Here is an 18736-nt window from a genome sequence, read left to right as displayed (position 1 = left end):
CCTGAACGGTCGCCCCGCCCAGGGCATGCCGAAGTTCGCGTTCACCGATGCGCAGATTAAGGATCTCGCCGCGTTCTTTGTTTCGCGCTCGCAGGCGGTCGCCAATCGCATGGAGTACAAGATACTGAACGTCGTCACCGGTAATCCCGAAGCCGGGCACGCCTACTTTGACGCGCACTGCGCAACCTGCCATTCGGCTGCGGGCGATCTGGCGCACATCGCAGCGAAGTTCGATCCGCCCGCGCTGCAATCGCGCTTCTTGTATCCGGTGACGCGTCGTTACCCCGGCCAGCCCGGACCGCCTCCCGATCCGAAAGGTCAGGTGACGGCGACGGTGACGATGCCCGACGGTCAAACGGTTTCCGGAAGTCTGCTCGCGCAGGATGATTTCAGCATCACGCTGCTCGATGCGAACGGGCAGCGCCGGACGATCCCGCTGGAAGACAACGGCATGACTAAGGTAGAGATTCACGATCCGCTCCTCGGTCACGAGCAGTTACTGAAGCAATATACGGACGCCGATATGCATAACATCCTCGCTTACCTGGAGACCCTGAAGTGAAGCGCAGCTTTCTGCTCCTTTCCGTGTTGTGCGCCGGGGCCGCCCTGCGAGCGCAGGAACTCGATCCCGCCAAGCTAAGTCAACCTCCGACCGATACCTGGCCCACTTACAACGGCGATTACTCGGGCCGGCGGTTCAGTCCGCTCAACCAGATCAATGCGTCGAATGTTCGCAATCTAAGCCTCGCGTGGTCTTACAAAGCCGATACCGGCGCGGGAGGCGGTCCTTTCGGCGCGCAAATCAAAGCGACGCCGCTGGAAGTTAACGGCGTCCTCTACTTTACCGTTCCCGATCATGCGTGGGCCGTGGACGCGCGCACCGGGAAAGAACTCTGGCACTTCAAGTGGGAGAGTAGCGGCGGCATTCACATAGGAAACCGCGGCGTCGGCATCTACGAGAACAAGCTCTTCTTCGAGACGCCCGACGACCACCTCATCTCGCTCGATAAGAACACCGGCAAAATGCGCTGGAGCGTGGAGATCGCCGACGTTAAGCAGCAATACTTCGCGACACCCGCGCCGATCGTAATCGGCAACCATGTCCTGGTCGGGGTGGGCGGCGATTCGCTGGATGTGCCGGGCTATCTGGAGTCCCGCGATCCGGAAACCGGCAAGGTTCAGTGGCGATGGGATAGCGAGCCGAAGCCGGGGCAGCCCGGATCGGAAACCTGGCCCAATAAGGAATCGATGGCGCACGGCGGCGGCATGACCTGGATGCCCGGCACTTATGACCCGCAGTTGAAGCTTATCTACTGGGGCACCGGGAATCCGAATCCGGTGCATGCCGGACAAGGCCGTAAAGGCGACAACCTTTGGACCTGTTCCATCGTCGCCCTCAATGTCGATACCGGTAAGCTTGTCTGGGCATTCCAGTCTTCTCCGCATGATACTCACGATTGGGATGCGGTGCAGACACCCGTTCTCTTCGACGGAGTCATTGATGGAAAGCCGCGTAAGCTGCTCGCGCAGGCTAGCCGCAACGGGTATTTCTTCCTTCTGGACCGCGTGACCGGCAAGAACCTGCTGAGCGTTCCTTATAACACCATCAACTGGTCGAAGGGCGTCGATTCGCGCGGTGAACCGATCCCCGATGCGTCGAAGGAACCGAAACCGGACGGAACACTCGTTACGCCGGCGTCCGATGGCGCGACGAACTGGCCGCCGCCGAGCTTCGATCCGGAGACCGGCCTGTTCTACGTCAGCACCGCGCAGTCTTACAGCGTTTTCTACCTCACCGACACCGACGACCGGCCGGAAGGCTACGGCGGGCGGGACAGCGGCGTCTGGTCGGAGGCCGCGTTGAAAGCCATCGATTACCAGACCGGCAAGATTCGCTGGGAGCACGTCTATCCGGGCCATACCGGCGGCATTCTCGGCATTCTGACGACCGCGGGGAACCTGCTGTTCGCGGGCGATCCGTCGCATAACCTGATCGCGTTCGATCCGGCCAGCGGGAAGATTCTGTGGCATGCGGCCCTCGAGGCCAGGGTCAGCAACGGGCCGATGACTTACGAACTGGACGGGCGGCAGTACCTGGTGGTTGGCGCCGGCGACCATCTCGACGCTTTCACGCTTCCCGGTCAATCGCAGTCGGCTGCAACGAAGTAGTCATCTCTCTTTGTAAAGTTCGGTTAAACAGGCTGAGGTACGTGCGCCTTGATGCCGCGTCGCGAAACCATCGGGGGTTGAGTGTCGTCTCCCTTTCACGATGAACTCCGTGGCACTTCCGCGTTCGCGGCGCGCCGTGCTTTGTTCCGCGGCGCAGTGCCTTCCGTGGATCCAGGGTCTATCGTTACTGCATGCCGCACCTCAGGCCGCCCCAGAGAGCGAGGAAGAGCGCGTCTATGAAATGGCGCCGGGGATTGTCGCGCCCAAGGTAGTCCACCAGGTGATGCCCGAGTATTCGGGACAGGGTTTCCGGCTGGACGGAACGGTGCTTCTGCGCATTGTCATCGATTCGAAAGGCGTAGTGAAGAAGACGCGGGTCGTGCGAGGCGTAGCACGCGATGTGGACGACTGCGCGATCAAGGCCGTGCGGGAGTGGCGCTTTCAGCCCGCGGCGAAGGATGGCAAACCGGTGGCGGTGAGCATGGATATCGAGATTCGGTTCAACGATATGTAAGGCCGGCGATCCGCTCGAAGCGCCCGCCTGATATCTACCCGCCTGATATCTATAAGTCGGGCAGTTAAACTGAAGATGGATCATCTGTTTGCGCCGCATCGCGTTCCTTCTTCCCCTCCTCATTGCTATTCCGATCTTCGCGGCGCTGACTCCCGAGCAGCAGCGCGCGAACCTCGAATCCTTCGATAAAGTCTGGTCGACCGTCCAGGAGAAGCATTGGGATCCGAAGATGGGCGGGCTGGACTGGCAAGCCGTTCGCGCGGAGTTGCGGCCCAAGGTGGAAAGCGCGCAATCTGAAGCCGAGGTACGCGAGATCATCGGCGAGATGCTGGCGCGCCTGCATGAGAGCCATAACGCTGTCATCCCGGGCGAGGTTTACCACGACTTGGCGAACCCCGTAAAGGCGGCCGATGACGCACCGGTAAGCGCGGCTCCGGCGGCCGGTGAAGAAGATGGAACTCCGGGCATCGATATCCGCGTAATAGACCAAGAGGCGGTGGTGGTGGAAGTCGAGCCGAAATCGCCGGCGGCGCGTCAAGGCGTCCGGCCGGGATGGACGATCAAAGCAATCAATGACGAGAACCTCGCCCCGGCACTCACGCGCACGGCTGGGACGTACGCGAAATCGACCATGCGGGACATGATGCTGAGCCGCGTCGTGCTCTCCCGCTTATGGGGACCGGCGGGCAATCCGGTCGATATCGAGTTCCGCGATGGGCATGATAAGCGCGTGCTCCTCTCGCTGGATCGAGAGGCGTTTCGCGGCACGCCTTCGAAGTTCGGCTATCTGCCGGAAGAGCATGTCTGGATCGAATCGAAGCGCATCGGGAACGATGTGGAATATATCCGGTTCAATTTGTTTCTGGATCCGGCGCACTTAGTTCCGGCGTTTCAGGATGCGGTGCGCAGCTGCATGAGTTGCGCCGGAATCGTGATCGATCTGCGTGGCAATCCGGGCGGGATCGGCCTGCTGGCAACCGGCATTGCGGGTTACTTTGTTGCGCAGCCCGACGAAAGGCTCGGGACGATGCAGATGCGCGAGTTGCCGCTCAAGTTCGTCGTGAATCCGCGGCCGCCGGTCTTTCCGGGCAAGGTGGCTGTGCTGATCGATGGACTTTCGGCGTCGACTTCGGAGATCTTCGCGGGCGGCATGCAGGATTTAGGGCGCGCGCGTATCTTTGGAACCCGGTCCGCGGGCGCGGCGCTGCCATCGATGATCGAGCGTCTGCCGAATGGCGATGCCTTTCAGTTTGCGGCGGCATCTTATACCTCGCAAAGCGGCAAGGTTCTGGAAGGCGCCGGTGTGACGCCGGACGAAACGAAACCGCTGACCAGGGCGGCCTTGCTTGCGGGGAAAGACCCGGCGCTCGATGCGGCGGTCGATTGGATCAGACAGGGAGCGAGAGCTTCGATGAATACGAAAGGAATAACGCAATGAAAATGAATTTGGTTTTATCGGGGCTGGCTTTGTCGGGGCTGATGGCGATTTCGCTGGCAGGGCAGACAGCGGCCCCGGCAACTGGGGCGACTCCGCCGATGCCGGCGGCCGTGGCGAAACCGGACGTCGATGCGTCCGCTGCCGCTAAGCCCACCGGGCCTTTACCTTCAGCGGATACCGTGCTGCAGCACTATGTCGACGTTACCGGCGGCGCGAAGGCTTACGACGCCGTTAAGACAATGGTCGGGACGGGTAAGTTTGTGATGCCGGCTCAAGGAATTACCGGCGATTTGACCATGTACTCCGCGGCTCCGAACAAGAGCTATGCGCTGATTGACATCCAGGGTGTCGGCAAAGTCGAAGAAGGCAGCGATGGAACCATCGCGTGGGAGATCTCTCCGATGACCGGGGCGCGCATCAAGGCGGGCGATGAGGCAGCGGCTGAGATTCGATCCGCGGCAACCGATATTCATACCAACTGGAAGAAGTACTACAAGTCGGCGGAAGTAACGGGTATCGATGACGTGGATGGGAAACCCGCTTACAAAGTCGTGCTGACGCCGCAATCGGGAAGCTCGGAAACGGAATGGTACGACAAAGATTCGGGTCTGGTCCTGAAGAGCGCAATGACGGTGGATACTCCGATGGGGAAAGCTCCGGTGGAGATCGCGTTCAGCGATTACAAGAAGGAAGGCGATCTTACGATACCGACCAAGATGGTGCAAAACGTCGCGGGACAGCAGTTCGAAATCCACCTGGAGAAGGTCGATCTGAATGCGCCGGTTCCGCCGAATCGTTTCGATATTCCCGCCGATATTAAAGCGCTGCAGAAATAGCTGCCACCCTGGGGAATGAAAACGCGGAAGCAAGGCGCACGAGGAGCATTCCGCTCTCGCGCGGCAAAAAGCATTCGACGGTTCTGTTCCGGAGCACCAGCTCCATTGCTGTCGCGGCTCAGCAGGGCCTCCTGCAACGCCGGATTGAACAGGGTAGGATGCGGATTGAGTGGTCCCGTGTTGTTCTGAAAACACCTGTCAGCATACTGAGCCGCGACGGTAACGGAGCTGGTGCTCCGGAAAAGAACCTTTCGAATGCTTTTGCCGCGAGAAAGCGGATGCCCGGTTGTAACCGCTCCGTCACCGTCGCGGCTCAGTATGTGGTATTTTGCAGCGACTCCAATACTGCAGCTTCATTCCCCAGAATGGACCGCGGGCCATGTGTGGTTCATCGGCCAATACTTACTTCAACGTTTTCAGCATCGGCTACCCGACGAGATCGATCGCGCTCTGCGCGATCTGTTCGGCGATCTGGATCGCGTTTTCGTCGGATGCGATCTCGTTGCGCGCGTTGACGAGTTCAATCGAATCCTGAGGCAATTCACCTTTTACGGCAATGCGTTGCGCAGATCCATCGAAGCGATCCTGAGCCGCTTCGATTCCGTTTAACGATATGGAAATCGAGGACATGTAAGCCTATCGGCGGCTTCGGCTCAAGACTTTAGGCTCATGTAGTATGGAGCCTGCATGTACTTATCCTTAAATAACCAGCTCACCACGGGACGGGTGCCCTGGCCGGATTTCGCGCGGCTCGCCGCCAAGGTTGGATATAAAGGCACCGACGTTATGGAAGGCGCCGCCATGCGGGAAGGCTTCGCGTCAACCCGGGACCTGCTCGCGAGCTTGAAAATACGGCCGGCGATCACCGACTTCCCCGTCGAGTTTCGGAAGGACGACAAAACGTTTGAAGAGTCGCTCCCTAAGCTGGAGCCGGCAGCGCAGTTTGCCGCGGCCATCGGCTGCCCTCGCATGATGACGTACATCATGCCGTCCAGCCCCACTCCGAAAGCAGAGCTGCGGAAGATCTACAAAGAGCGATTTACCCGGAGCGCGGATATTCTGGCGCGATCGCATGTGCGGCTGGGGCTCGAATTCCTTGGCCCGCTGCATCTGCGCAAGCAGTTCCCGAACGAATTCATCTGGCGCATGCCGGAGATGCTGGAATTCGCGAAAGAGTGCGGCTCGAATGTGGGGCTGACGCTCGACACCTGGCACTGGCATCATGCGGGGGCGACGGTCCAGGACATCCTCGATGCCGGGAAGGAACGGATCGTCACCGTCCACTTCAACGACTCGCCCAATCTGCCTCCGGATCAGATTCGCGACAACGAGCGGCTGATGCCGGGCGAAGGCGTGATCAACCTGACGGGGTTTCTGCAAGCGCTGGCGAAGATCGGGTATGAGGATGCGTTGAGCGTCGAGGTTTTCGGGCGCGGGCTGGCGCAGATGACGCCCGAGGAAGGCGCGCGGCTTGGCCTCGAAAAGGGGCGCGCGACGCTGGCGAAAGCCGGGGTGCGCGAGAGTTAGCCCGCGATATACTGGCCTCCAGCGACAGACGTTTGGCCCTCTTTGCCGCAGATCTTTCCGCAATCTTTCGGAGAAACTACATGCCATCAAAATCGTTCCAACTGACCTTGCCGGCCCTTGTCCTTTGTCTATCCAGTCCGTGGGCGGCTTATGGTCAGAATTCCACGCTTACCGTACTTTACACGTTCACCGGCGCAGCGGACGGGGGAATTCCGACCACCGGAGCCGCCCTCATCGAGGATAAGGAGGGGAATCTCTACGGCCCGACGAGCAAAGGAGGCGACCCCAGCTGCGAGTATGCGTCGCCGCCGCCCTCTGGATGCGGCGTGGTATTCAAGGTCACCGCGACCGGGGAGGAGAGTGTCTTGTACACTGCCACCGGATCGAACGGCGAGATCCCCAACGGCCTGAAACAGGATGGTGCGGGCAACCTGTACGGGACCGCGGGCTTAGGGGGCGAATACGGCGATGGCCTGGTATTCAAGTTGAGCCCAACCGGGACCCAAACCATTCTTCATAGCTTCCGTGACACCGCGCGCGGATATCATCCCGACGGGGCGCTGATACCCGACTCGTCCGGGAACCTATATGGCGCTACGCTCCATGGCGGAGGGACCGCGGGTAGCTACGGAGTGGTTTTCAAGTTAAGCCCAGCCGGTGTATACACGGTTCTCCATGCCTTCCAGGGTTCGCCGAACGACGGCGCGTTCCCCGACTCGAACCTGATTATCGATTCGTCCGGCAACTTATACGGCACGACGGAGGAGGGCGGCGCCGGGGACAATGGAACTGTATTCAAGGTGAGTCCGTCCGGAGCCGTAACTCTCCTCCATAGCTTCGAGAGCAGCGGCATCGACGGGCAGAGTCCGGAATCGGGAGTGATTATGGATAGTGCGGGGAATCTATTCGGTGTTACTCCGCAAGGCGGCACTTCCGGTCAAGGGGTTGTATATAAGATAAGCAGCACTGGGACTTTCACGGACCTTTATAACTTCACGGGCGGCGCGGACGGAGGCAACCCGATCGGAAGTCTAGGCTACATTCAGTCATCCGGTTTCGTCGCCGGAACGGCTGCTTACGGCGGGAGTACTACGAGTAACTGCGCCATTGGATGCGGCCTGGTGTTCGCTGTGAGTGCTACGACGCCAGGCAAGGAGCTGGTACTGTACACATTCACGGGACTCGCCGACGGGGCAAATCCCGAGTCGGGCATTCTGGCGTTTCCGACTGGTGGAGTATACAATTTATTCGGGACGACCATCTCCGGAGGGCTTGTCGGCGGATGCTTCGGCGAGGGATGTGGGACGGTTTTTAAGCTCGCGGTAACTCCGTAGGAAGTAGCGCCGAGGCTGCCGCGTTCCTTATTGAATGGTAGGCGATCGAACGATGCTTCTCCGCTATCGGGGGCGGAACTCGTCTGTTCTCCTCCGGGCTTTTCGAAAGTGCGGCCGAGCTTCCTCCCGGGATGGGCACGAACACAAACACCCGGGTGACCGGCGCGGAACGGAAGGCGCCGGTCGCGATGCGGGCGAACGGATTTGCGAGCCGATCAGAACAGCTCCTTCCGGTTCCTACCTATCAGAATTGCAGGTGCATACCAAGCTGGAGAATGCGCGATTGGTTGCCCGCAACCTCGCTTGTAATCTGGCCGAACGCCGCGCTGCCGAACTGGGTGTTGGGATTCGCGAAGTTCGGATGATTGGTAACATTCAACGCTTCAAGGCGGAACTGCAGGACGAACCGCTCGCCGATCTTGAAATTCTTGAGCAGTGAGCTGTCCAGGGTGAATAGTCCGGGCCCTACGCCGAAGGTACGGCCCGCATCTCCGAACACATACGGCGCGGGAGCTGCAAACGCAGCCGTGTTAAACCACTCCGCGAGTTGCTGACCCGTCGTGCGGCCGGCCGGCATTTGCCAGAAACCCACCACATTCGGACGTTCGCCGTCCGAGAATGAGTTGGTGGTGTTGTTCAGCATGACGGGGCTCAAAGGCGTTCCGGTGCGCGCTTCCATTACGGCGCCTACCGACCATCCGCCCGCCACGAAGTCCAGAATCTTATTCCCTGTTCCGAAAGCGCGCCCTTGGCCGAAGGGGAGTTCATAGATGGTGCTGAATACCACCCGTTGGCGAACGTCGTTTCCCGAGTTCCCCCAGTCGTTCCCCTGGTTGTAGTAATTGGTAAACGAATCGACGCCCGGGAATGCAGCTAACTCATTGCGCGAGTCGATGTTGTCCATCATATGGGAGAAGGTGTAGTTGAACTTGAATAACAGGCCTTTGGAATAGCGCTTTTCGATCCCGAGGTTCAGGCCCTCGTATTTGGATGCGCCAATGTCGGGGGCAATAATCTGCACGTTGCTGAACTGCGGGAAGGGTCTCAGAATCTGCGTGTTCCCCGCGCGAAGCTCGTCCGTCGGAACCTGGTCGATACTCTGGGCGTCGGGCGCCGGCAGCTTATGACCGAACGTTCCCAGATAACCGATATCCAGAAGCAGGTTGCCCGCGAGTTGCCGCTGAATATCGAAACTCGCGTTGTAGATATACCCGTTCGCGCGATTCGGATTGAAGAACGCCACTGAAGTTGTGGGCTTGGAGCCCACCGGCACGGCGCCGTAGCCCGGCGTGAGCTGCGAGACGGTCGGCGACGACACAGGCGGCAGGCCGCTCTGCAACAGGAACGCCGGTGTAACGCCGTTGTCCGGGGATACAAAGCTTCCCTGCGTGCTGAAACCGGTGTTGGCGACGATGGGGGTGGCTTGGTCGTATTCGCCGAGGTACAGCACCGCGCCGCCGCCGCGAAGCACCCACTTGTCGGTTAGTTTGTAGGCGAATCCTAAGCGCGGTCCCAGATTGTCCAGGTCCCAATTGTTCGCGTATTTGCTCACCCCGTTTATCCCCGAGAACGTGATGATGCCGGGAGTTCCGGAAACCGGATTGATGGCGGTTTCGTTGAACGAATTCTGCCGGTTTTGCTCTTCCCATCGCGGCTCGTCGATGTCGTAGCGTAGTCCTAGGTTCAAGGTCAGTTTGGGCGTGACGCGCCAGTCGTCCTGGATAAAGGCCGCATAAGAATCGGCGCGGGTATGTAAGGGATAAGTGGCCAGAAGACTGGCCTGGTCGACCCATCCCAGTTCGAGCGCGGCCAGCGCGCTGCCCGTGGCGACGTTGTTGAACGTGAACGAACCGCCGGCGGTCGGCGAATACTTATCGAGATTCGATGCATAGCGGTATTCCACGCCCACCTTGAACGTGTGATTACCCCGAACCAATGTCAGATTGTCGTCAGCCGCGTCGCTGCGAATGGGACCCTGCAGGCGTTGTTGCTGCGAGGGAGCCCCCAGAGTTTGAAACCCGTTCACCACCACCGTGGGAAAGAACGCCTCGTTCACCCCCGTCAGACCGATTTGCGAGTCTACTGTGGAACCCACTCCTGAGGAGACCACGAAAGCCTTACGCAGCGTCCAGGTGTAGCGAGCTTCGTTAATCGTGGTCGGCGTGAAGTTATGGTAGTAAGTTCCGGAAAGGTTGTAGTAATAATCCAGATTATTCACACCGAATGGATCGGCTGCGGGCTGGGGAAGGATCGGCGCCGTGTCGACGGTTAGCGGCTCGCCGAGGAAGCGCACGAACATTCTGTTGTTTTCGTTGAAGGTGTGGTCGACGCGGGCCACGTAATCGTTTGCCGTCGTCGTGGTCGGGTCATTGGCGTTGAAATTTCCCTTCCCCGAAGCCGCGCCGGGAACGTTGGGCGCGGGATAGAACAGCGCGAGCTTGGACCCCACCGCGTCCAGCATGCTCGCCGGAATAATGTTATTCGCGAACGGCATTTTCGTGGTGGGATTTTTGACGACATAAGAATCCGCCGAAAAGTTTCCCTCGTCCTCCGCCAAAGTCGGAACGTTGAGGCGCTGGTCAACCGCCGCGATCTGACGTTTGCCTTCATAGTTGAAGAAAAACTGCGTCTTGTTCTTGATGATGGGTCCGCCGACGCTGCCGCCGAACAGGTTGTAGCGCAGTTCCGGAATCGTCTTCGCAAAAAAAGTGCGCGTGTTGAGATCGTCGTTGCGGAAAAACTCGTAAACCGAACCGTGAAACGCGTTCGTCCCGGACTTCGTGGTCATCTGGATGACGCCCCCGCCGGTCCTGCCCAACTCCGCGGCGTAGTCGCTTACCGAAACATTGAATTCCTGCATCGATTCCACGGGGGGATCGTATACCAGCGTGGGGACGCCCAACGTGAGGTTTTGCGCCGTACCCCCGTCGATCAGATAGTTGGCGTTGTTGCCGCGGCCGCCGGCGATCGCGAAAGTCGCCGAGGCGCCCGTTCCGTTCGGCACGACGAATCCGCCTAGGCGCTGCAGTTGCGCCGAGCGCCGGTCGAGCAAGGGCATGTCCGCGATGGTTTTGTTTTCGATTACGTTCGACACGGCGGCGGATTCCGACTGCAGCAGCGGCACGTCCGCCTGCACATCCACCGATTGCGAGACCGAGCCTACGGTCAGCTCGATATCCACGGTGCTGATATCGCCGGTTTGGACCGTGATACCCTCCCGAACCATTCTTTCGAAACCTTCCTTTTCCACGGTTACGGTGTACGTTCCCGAGACCAGCAGCGGGAAATTGTAATAGCCTTCGCCGCTCGTCACCGTGTCCCGGCGATTGCCGTTCTCCGTGCGGATCAGCCCTACTTTCGCCCCCGCCACCGCGGCTTTGGAGCTATCGACAACGCGTCCTGAAACCTCCGATGTCTGCGCATGAAGGAGCGTTGCAGCCGAGAGGGCCGCAAGCGCAGCGAATAGCATTCGACCGTTTTTCATTCCTGACGTACCCCCCGGAGAGACGCCCCTAGCAGCAGTCCTCCCACCTAAACAGTGATTGTTTGGTTTGTTAATCGAGAATAGGATGTTATCGGCTGGAAATCAAGTTGTTTTAGAACTTTTTTAGAAAGACCGTGTTTTCAACGCGGCCCGTATTTGCCGATGGCCGGCAGGGCGGATCTGGGCGGGCTACGGCTCCACCGCTCGCTCGTCCCATGGATGCAGAACCGGCATCGCCGACCCGGCGAAGCCTTTTCACAATCGCGTCACGAGCACGAGTTCGTTCTCCATTTTACGAGAACTCGCCACCCGAACATATATGTCCTCACTGAAATGGGTCACCCCGTAGGGGCAGCAGCAAGACTTTGGGCCCGGATATAGCCGAGGTCGACGCGTGGCTCATCCACGGAGATGCCAAGGTGACTGGGAGCCCGTGGCAGTAATCAAAAAGTACCGCTTACTCACGGGCGCGGCTCAGTAGAACAGTAAGTTACAGAGCCGCGACGGTGACGGAGCGGTTACTACCACGGGCTTCTAGGGTAACCCGAAGTATCTTTCTTCTGGTAGGGCTCTCTTCGGGAACTCGCGCAAAACGGATCGCGCCCCGCGTCCTTTCCGCTAGTAGTGAAACTTCCAGCGAAATTCCGCATAAATCTGCCGCGGATCATTGAAATGAAATCCTCCGAAAGTTAGGCTGTTGTCGAGTAGCACGCGACGATTCGCTACGTTCAGAGCGGTCACGGAAACCCTGTATTTGTCGCTTTCCCCAAAACTCTTTCCCAGCGAAACATCGAATGTCGTGTGCTGAGGGAGATAGTCTCCGGGATACTCCGCGTCCGGCAATCCGTTGGTAAATCCGGAGCCGTAATAGACATTGGTGGAAGCGAACACCTGCCACGGAAGCCGGCCGTTGACGCCGAAGTTCAACGTGTTTCTTTGATCGTGATCCACCGGCGAATATCCAGTCGGAATGGCCACGGGGCAGGCCGGTGAAATGGGAAGGGGGCAGACCACACCTCCCGTGATCGGAGACGTCGCCTGGGCGATCTGATTGGAATAGGCCAGGTGAATCTGAGCCCGATGCCAAATGCGCGGAGATCGAAGCGTGGTTTCCCATCCCTGAATCAAAGCAGCCGTCCAGGTGATGGGCCAGAAAATGTTCGATTCCCCGATGTTATTGTGGTCCAGCCAATTCTGCGCTTTGGTTTGAAAGGTATCTTCTTCCAGCACCCAGCCATGAAAGGGAATTGAGACGCCGAACTGGTATTCTTCATCGCGCTCCCCCTTCAGCGGGGCGAAGGTCAAAGTCTGGCTCGTGGCCAATTCGAGCAAAGGACCCGTAGCCGTTAGCAGTGGCGGCGGCTGATAAAAATGACCGTAGAAGCCATGAAAAACCCAATTGATCTTGGGGATTCGGATGGCTAGGCCAAAGCGCGGGTCCGTCGCGTTCTCGATCACGCCCGATTCCGCTTGCACTCCCGGGGTCCCGAAGTGAACCTGGCGCAACCCGGCGATCAGGGTCAGCCAGGAGGTCACCTTGAAACGGTCGCTGAGAAACACCTCCCCCACGCCCCCGGTCACCGAAGCCGAAGAGGGGCCGTAGTTCTGGCAGTCCGGGGCGCAATCCGTAAACACGTTGTTGAAGTAGTTACGCTGGTGCTGTACGAACCCGTAGACGCCTACTTGAATGTCGTTGTACTTTACCGCGGTGATATTCAGACTGGCTTGCGCGCCAACATAGTTGGCCGTCTGGTCCACGGTCGAGATCACGGGAACATCGTTCGGACCCCCGGTATAGCTGGCCTGGTTGTAGTGAAAGAAGGGTGAAACGGTTAGCAGCAGGTCCGGATTAAAGGTGTGAACCCACGAGAAAGTGACGTAACCATCGGGTTCGCGTTCACTGTCATGAAGACCGTAGCTGGGATAGACCGCATTTCCCGATGAGTTGGGATTGGGGTCAATCGGGATCTGGTAATAATCCTGGCGCAGAGAAGCCACTACCCGAAACTGGTTGGATGGGCTCGCGTTGAAGATGAACGAAGCGAACCCCCCATAACCGTTCTCCGCATCATTTACGACTTGACCAATCGGCGGCTGAAGCCCATAGTCGCTTCGATTTCCATTCAAACTGGCGTAGTAGGCGAACCGCTCGGTGTGCCCGCCGAAGTTGATCTGATCGTTGGTTTGATACCAGTTGCCGCCCGAAAGCACCAGTTCAGCCTCATTGTCGCGCTCGAAGCCGGTGCGTGGCACAATGTTGAAAATGCCGTAGGTGCGGTCGCCGTACTCGGCCTCATAGCTGCCGCGCTGGATCTCGAGATAGTCGATGTCCTTTGGGTCAATCTGCGGACCGAGATTGGTGGCGATGTTGGTATTGGGCACGGGCACGCCGTCGATGAGCCAATCCACTTGATGCCCCCCGCGCATGTGCAGCATGTCGTGCGTCACATAAGCTCCCGGCGTATAGTCGGTGATCATCGCCATGCTGTTGGTGCGGTCGGCGCCCGGGGTTTGAGCGATGTCCTCGCGGTCCACCAGAGCGGTCGGCGTCACTGAATCCATTTTGGATTCTTCCGTCTGCCCTACCACCACAGCAGTTTGATTTAACGGCGCGATCGCCAGCCGGAAGTGAAGAACCGGCGAGGCGCCGGAAGTAACGGTTACGGTCTCCTCGGAAGTCTCGAACTGAGCCTGCGTAACCGTGATCTTGTAATCTCCCAGGGGAACACTAGTGAACAAAAACTCCCCGTTCTCGTCCGATTGGGCTGTTTGGGAATATTCCGAAGTCACCGCCGCAAGTTTTATCGATGCTCCCTTAACAGGCCGGTGCTGCGGGTCATGCACGATCCCTTGTATTCTTCCGAAGATTGTAGCCCGCAGCAGGGGACTGCAGACCAATAGACACAGAATTCCAACCGCTGTAGAAATGCTCTTCACTTTTTGACCTTTCCCTCTCTCTCCCTTAAAACAAAAACGCGCACGACGAAACGGCTTAAAATCGAGGCTTGTGTCAGAGAGAGGGAGGAGGTCTGCCAAACAGTGCAAACGCGGGCGCGTCAGCGTGCAGCGGACGTTCACGACCGAAATTAGTCTGCGATCTTTGTTCGGCAAAGCCGAACGGCGCGTAACCCTCGGCCGGAACGAAAGCGCTTGGACCTACGAGCGCCGCCAGCCGACAGCAACCTTGTGAGCAAAAACTCCCAGACGCCCACGCGCCGGAGGTAGCGGTATCCGCCTTCGATCTGGGGCAGCAGTTCTTGTGATTGCGACAGCAGTTCGGTTGGAATGCACCTGTTCCGGCGAAAGCGGGCGCAATGAGAGCGCCGAACAGACAGATGACTACGAGAGCCGCGGCCGGAACACGATACTTCATTTCGATAGATCCACGCGGTGTACCTGTTGCAGCACTAGATCCCCTTCACAAACGGCCTCGATATACTCGCCGGCCCTGAGTGTTATGCGGGCCACGTTTTTCGGACCTCCTTGGCGGCGGTCTCGAAATCGGTCAGCACGGGAGAATACATGGATCGCAGATGATCGCTGACCTCGGCGGGCGCCGATTCCGGGTTGCCGGCATGCAGAGGAGGCTGCGGATCATATTCAAACGCAAGCTGCAACATCTGCGCATAGCGTTCATCGCGAAGCCGCGCTGCTAGACGCAAACCGAAATCGATTCCAGCGGTTACTCCCCCGGCGGTTATGCGATTACGATCTTCTACCACGCGCCCGGGCGCGAGTTCCGCGCCCACCAAGGGAAGAGCCTCCCTGAAAGCCCAATGAGATGTAGCTTTATAGCCGCGTAACAAGCCCGCGCTTCCCAGCACCAGCGAACCGGTGCAGACGCTGGTGACGTAACGCGCTCGTGCTCCCCGGTCTGCTAGAAACTCGCGCACCCCCGGATCCCTCATGAGGGCGATCGTTCCTTTGGCGCCGCCCCCGATGAAAAGAACCTCCAAGTCCCGCGGACAATCCGCGAAACTCATGGTGGGTTGTAGAACCAGACCGTTGTCGGATGTGACCAGTTCCCTGCTCTTCCAGATCAGATGAACGTTGACATTTCCCAGGGCCGCCAGTAATGTCTGCGGACCAATCAGGTCGAGCGCAGTCATTTGCGGGTATACGACCATCGCGATTTGTTGCGGCGCCCCGGATGGAATGCTCGCGTGCATGGGTTCTGTTTTGGTTTGAGATGCCGCAGTCTGCGCGGCAACCCGCTGTAATGCGCTCAACAGCGCGATGCTGCCGAGCGAGAATACACGTCGGTCCATGACGGATTTCTCCTCCCGATGAAATAAGTTCTGCGAACGCTATTGGAATGAGCTATGCGAAGGCGGGAGAGACGGGGGGACCGCGTACTTGATGAGAGCCGTTAAGCGCGGTCAGTCCGGAGATCTGAACCGGACCAGGTGCTAAGGGGCGAACGAGGAACCGGACAAATGACGACGCTGCGAGGCTCAAGATGAAGGCGCCGCCGATAATACTCGGGGCCATTGTTTCCGGGAACGATGGACAACGAGCCGATCGCATGGCCGGGCCAGGCGAAGGGTTCACGGGCATGGAGCAATGGTGCTTACCAAGCCGCCGGCAGCATGCTGGAAGATTCGAATCCGAATCGGTGGACACGGCCGGGCTGATCAGCGAGACGCTGAAAAAGGCAAGAAGTAAACTGGCCCAAAGTCGCCGCAAGCGTTTATCGTACCTCAGGCGATGCGCGATTTTATTGAGGAGATCTTCGGCGCACGTTCAGCCGACACGTTCCGCCGGTTCGTAGCTTCCCGGCTTGACTACTTTGACGGTTCGCCGCGTCAGGACATATATCGCAACCAGGGCGGCGGCAAACCCCGATGACGCGCCTACGCCCAGTGCCCACCGGGGACCGAAACGATTTGCGACCCAACCCACGATCGGAGCTCCTATCGGCGTACCGCCAAGCGCGACAGCGAGCCGAAGGGCCATGACTCGGCCGCGCATGGCGGGCTCCGTCGAGAGCTGCATCATACTGTTGGTGGCGTTGGTAAGTGTCAAGGCCGCAACTCCAATGACCACGAGAGCCGCGGCGAACCACCAGTAACCGGGGGCTAGCGCGCCGAAAGTGCATCCGATCCCGAAGACCGTTGAGCCGGCGAGTAACGAGCCGAACTTCGGCTTGTCGCGGCCTGCGGCGATCAGCGCTCCGGAGATGGTGCCGATCGCCATGATAGAGGACAGCAGTCCGAAGCCGCGGGCATCGCTGTGGAAGACCTTGACGGCCATCGTCGAAGTAAAGATCGGGAAGTTGAGCCCGAAGGTCCCAATCAGAAAGAGCATCACCAGAATTGCCCGGAGATCCTGGCGGCCGCGGACGTAGCGGAATCCTTCCAGAAATCCTCCCGCGCTACCTCGAGCTCGCGTGTTTGGATACAGTTCGGACGCGCGTAACAGTGACATCGAAATCAAAACCGCGGCGAATGATAGGCCGTTAACTGCAAACGCCCAACCTGTCCCCACCGTCGCAATGACGAAACCGGCAACCGCGGGACCTACCATTCGGCCGGCATTGAACGATGTCGAATTGAGCGCGACTGCATTATGCAAGTGCTCGTCACCCACTAACTCGGCCACGAAAGTCTGGCGCACAGGAGCATCCAATGCGGCCGCCGAGCCAAACAAGAACGCAAATACATAGACTTGCCAAAGACGGACGCTGCCCGTAATCGTAAGGATTCCCAAAGCCAGCGACAAAACCCCCATCGTCGCCTGTGTAACCATCAGGAGCTTGCGCTGGTTGAGATGATCCGCGGCAAATCCGGTCCAGGGCAACAAAAGAAGCTGCGGTGCAAACTGCAGCGCCATGACGATTCCCAGCGCGGAGGCATCATGATGCGTGAGTTGCGTAAGGACAAGCCAGTCCTGAGCAACACGTTGCATCCATGTCCCGATGTTGGAAACCAGAGCGCCCGCTGACCACACACGAAAATTGAAGATGTTCAAAGCGCGGAAAACACCCGCCGCCGGATTCTTCATGAACGTTCCGGGGAATTGCCTCCATGAAACTGGCCGAAATGGCGCGCCAACTGGAGGCTGATCAGCAGTGCGCCAACCGCGAGAGCAAGCACGTCACGTATCGATCTCAGATCGAAGATGCCGACGCGCACTACCAGAAGGTAGCCGGCGACGGCGTTGAAGAAGCCCCAGAGAACGTTCACGGTAGACGAGGAAAGCCCTTTACCCGGCGGCTTGGCGAAGGGAGTTTGGAAGGGCCGTCCCATCATGCCGCTGACAAAATGCGGAATGGCGTTGGCCAGGAAAATTCCCCCAAAGAAGTACGACACAAGATGAAGCCAGGTCATGGTTATATGCTCCTCGTAGTCTGCAGGTAAGTCAGCAGGTTAAGAATGTCCAGGGTTGAGCCCGTTTCTCCGATCCGGGGAAAGACGCTTGTAAGGCTGTACTGGTGCGCGTCGGGGCGCGCATCGGTCATGGCATCGAGGGCAAGTGTAACGTTGAATCCCTGCTCATAGGCCTGTCGGGCAGTAGCTTCGACTCCGGTTCCGGTTGCCACGCCTGTGACAACAACCTGCGTTACCGCGTTGGCCCTCAGTTGCGCCTCCAGATCCGTACTCGCGAATGCGCCCCATGTCCGCTTCGTAACCACGATATCGCCGGTCTGGCGATCCAATTCCGGAATCAGATCGCTAAATCCCTCGGGGAGCGTCGAGAAACGGCGCGGCTGTTCGGTCCGGCCCGGCGGGCCCCCAGCGACATTGACCAGAACGACCGGGAGATCGTGCCGGCGAAAGGCATTAAGCAAAACGCAGGTTCGCTCAATCACGCCGGCGATCGGATGGATAAAGGGTGAGTCAATAATGCCTTTCTGAAGATCAACGACAATAAGTGCGGTCTTTGGATCAAGCGCTGTAACGGGCACTGGGTTCTTCTCCTCGACAGGGATCTAAATGAGAGTTGAGTAGCGGTACGCGAAGGCATCAGTCTTCAATGAGGCGCGCGAGCAGGTTGACGGCGGAAGCAAGCCTTTCCTGTTCCTGGTAAGAGAGCTTCTTCTGGATTGTTGTCGTGAGCCAATCCTGCCTTGCGGTGCGGCCGTCCTTGAGCAATTTTTGACATTTCCGGGAGAGTGACATCAAGGTCTGCCGCCGATCGTTCGGGTCCGGAGAGCCGCTCACCAATCCCGCTTCCAGTAACGATGTGATGATGGCGCTCATCGACTGAGGACGCATTCCCTCCGCTCGAGCCAGGCTCGATACTGCCGCGGGACCGTCTTTCTCAATACGAAGCACAACGGACACTTGCGAAGGCCGCAAATCGCTCTGCCTGCCCTGCTCGCGCAGCTTCCGCTTGAGTTTGCCGGAAATTGCCCGCAGTTCCGCCGCAAGTGCGGAGGCGCGCTCGGTTGGCGAAGGACTCACGCGATCGTGCATGGAACCAGTATGGCAT

At 58.8% G+C, this 18736-nt stretch carries 15 protein-coding genes; 7 read left to right on the top strand and 8 right to left on the bottom strand.

The annotated features are described in order from the left end of the window. From H1Y01_RS01150 to H1Y01_RS01130, 5 genes are all read left to right on the top strand, one after another. Window positions 1-562 (top strand): c-type cytochrome (locus H1Y01_RS01150; RefSeq protein ID WP_180538262.1); only part of this gene is annotated, 562 nt, incomplete at its 5' end. Further along, window positions 559-2169: an acido-empty-quinoprotein group A gene (locus H1Y01_RS01145; protein ID WP_180538261.1), complete on the top strand. Its 1611-nt coding sequence runs from the start codon at window positions 559-561 to the stop codon at window positions 2167-2169. The genes H1Y01_RS01150 and H1Y01_RS01145, both read left to right, overlap by 4 nt. 109 nt (window positions 2170-2278) lie before the next feature. Then, window positions 2279-2683, top strand: coding sequence for an energy transducer TonB (locus H1Y01_RS01140; protein ID WP_180538260.1), 405 nt, complete (start codon window positions 2279-2281; stop codon window positions 2681-2683). A gap of 88 nt (window positions 2684-2771) precedes the next feature. Then, window positions 2772-4121: a S41 family peptidase gene (locus tag H1Y01_RS01135; RefSeq protein WP_180538259.1), complete on the top strand. Its 1350-nt coding sequence runs from the start codon at window positions 2772-2774 to the stop codon at window positions 4119-4121. Between the two features lie 2 nt (window positions 4122-4123). Further along, window positions 4124-4957 carry a hypothetical protein gene (locus H1Y01_RS01130; protein WP_180538258.1) on the top strand — a complete coding sequence of 278 codons (834 nt, stop codon included), beginning with the start codon at window positions 4124-4126 and terminating at the stop codon, window positions 4955-4957. Between the two features lie 426 nt (window positions 4958-5383). Here H1Y01_RS01130 and H1Y01_RS01125 read toward each other — a convergent pair whose 3' ends face one another. Next, window positions 5384-5587, bottom strand: coding sequence for a hypothetical protein (locus H1Y01_RS01125; protein ID WP_180538257.1), 204 nt, complete (start codon window positions 5585-5587; stop codon window positions 5384-5386). Window positions 5588-5644: 57 nt separating this feature from the next. Here H1Y01_RS01125 and H1Y01_RS01120 point away from each other — a divergent pair, with 57 nt between their 5' ends. Together H1Y01_RS01120 and H1Y01_RS01115 are read left to right on the top strand one after the other, a co-directional pair. Beyond that, on the top strand, window positions 5645-6484 hold the full coding sequence (locus tag H1Y01_RS01120; protein WP_180538256.1) for a sugar phosphate isomerase/epimerase family protein: 840 nt from the start codon (window positions 5645-5647) through the stop codon (window positions 6482-6484). Between the two features lie 80 nt (window positions 6485-6564). Further along, window positions 6565-7818: a choice-of-anchor tandem repeat GloVer-containing protein gene (locus tag H1Y01_RS01115; protein ID WP_180538255.1), complete on the top strand. Its 1254-nt coding sequence runs from the start codon at window positions 6565-6567 to the stop codon at window positions 7816-7818. Window positions 7819-8062: 244 nt separating this feature from the next. On the opposite strand, the gene H1Y01_RS01110 is transcribed toward H1Y01_RS01115, so the two are convergent. The 7 genes from H1Y01_RS01110 to H1Y01_RS01080 form a co-directional block, all read right to left on the bottom strand. After that, the gene (locus H1Y01_RS01110; protein ID WP_180538254.1) at window positions 8063-11287 is read right to left on the bottom strand and encodes a TonB-dependent receptor; all 3225 of its coding nucleotides are present in this window, start codon (window positions 11285-11287) and stop codon (window positions 8063-8065) included. Between the two features lie 633 nt (window positions 11288-11920). Beyond that, window positions 11921-14146, bottom strand: coding sequence for a TonB-dependent receptor (locus H1Y01_RS01105; protein WP_367399753.1), 2226 nt, complete (start codon window positions 14144-14146; stop codon window positions 11921-11923). A 611-nt stretch (window positions 14147-14757) separates the two neighbouring features. Then, window positions 14758-15570, bottom strand: a complete 813-nt coding sequence (locus tag H1Y01_RS01100) for a DJ-1/PfpI family protein (protein WP_219341162.1) — start codon at window positions 15568-15570, stop codon at window positions 14758-14760. Between the two features lie 475 nt (window positions 15571-16045). Then, a complete protein-coding gene (locus H1Y01_RS01095) occupies window positions 16046-17305 on the bottom strand; it encodes an MFS transporter (RefSeq protein WP_180538252.1) in 1260 nt (419 codons plus the stop codon). Continuing rightward, window positions 17302-17631, bottom strand: a complete 330-nt coding sequence (locus H1Y01_RS01090; RefSeq protein ID WP_180538251.1) for a hypothetical protein — start codon at window positions 17629-17631, stop codon at window positions 17302-17304. Before H1Y01_RS01090 ends, H1Y01_RS01095 begins: the two co-directional genes overlap by 4 nt. 2 nt (window positions 17632-17633) lie before the next feature. Further along, window positions 17634-18209 carry an isochorismatase family protein gene (locus H1Y01_RS01085; protein WP_180538250.1) on the bottom strand — a complete coding sequence of 192 codons (576 nt, stop codon included), beginning with the start codon at window positions 18207-18209 and terminating at the stop codon, window positions 17634-17636. A 58-nt stretch (window positions 18210-18267) separates the two neighbouring features. After that, window positions 18268-18720 (bottom strand): MarR family winged helix-turn-helix transcriptional regulator, encoded by a 453-nt coding sequence (locus tag H1Y01_RS01080; protein ID WP_180538249.1) that lies wholly within the window; start codon window positions 18718-18720, stop codon window positions 18268-18270. Window positions 18721-18736 lie beyond the last annotated feature (16 nt).

This window comes from Nevskia soli, from assembly GCF_903970205.1.
In the GTDB taxonomy this organism is placed as follows: domain Bacteria; phylum Acidobacteriota; class Terriglobia; order Bryobacterales; family Bryobacteraceae; genus Bog-113.
Note: the sequence above shows the minus strand (reverse complement) of the source record. Positions and strands in the feature narration are given on the sequence as shown.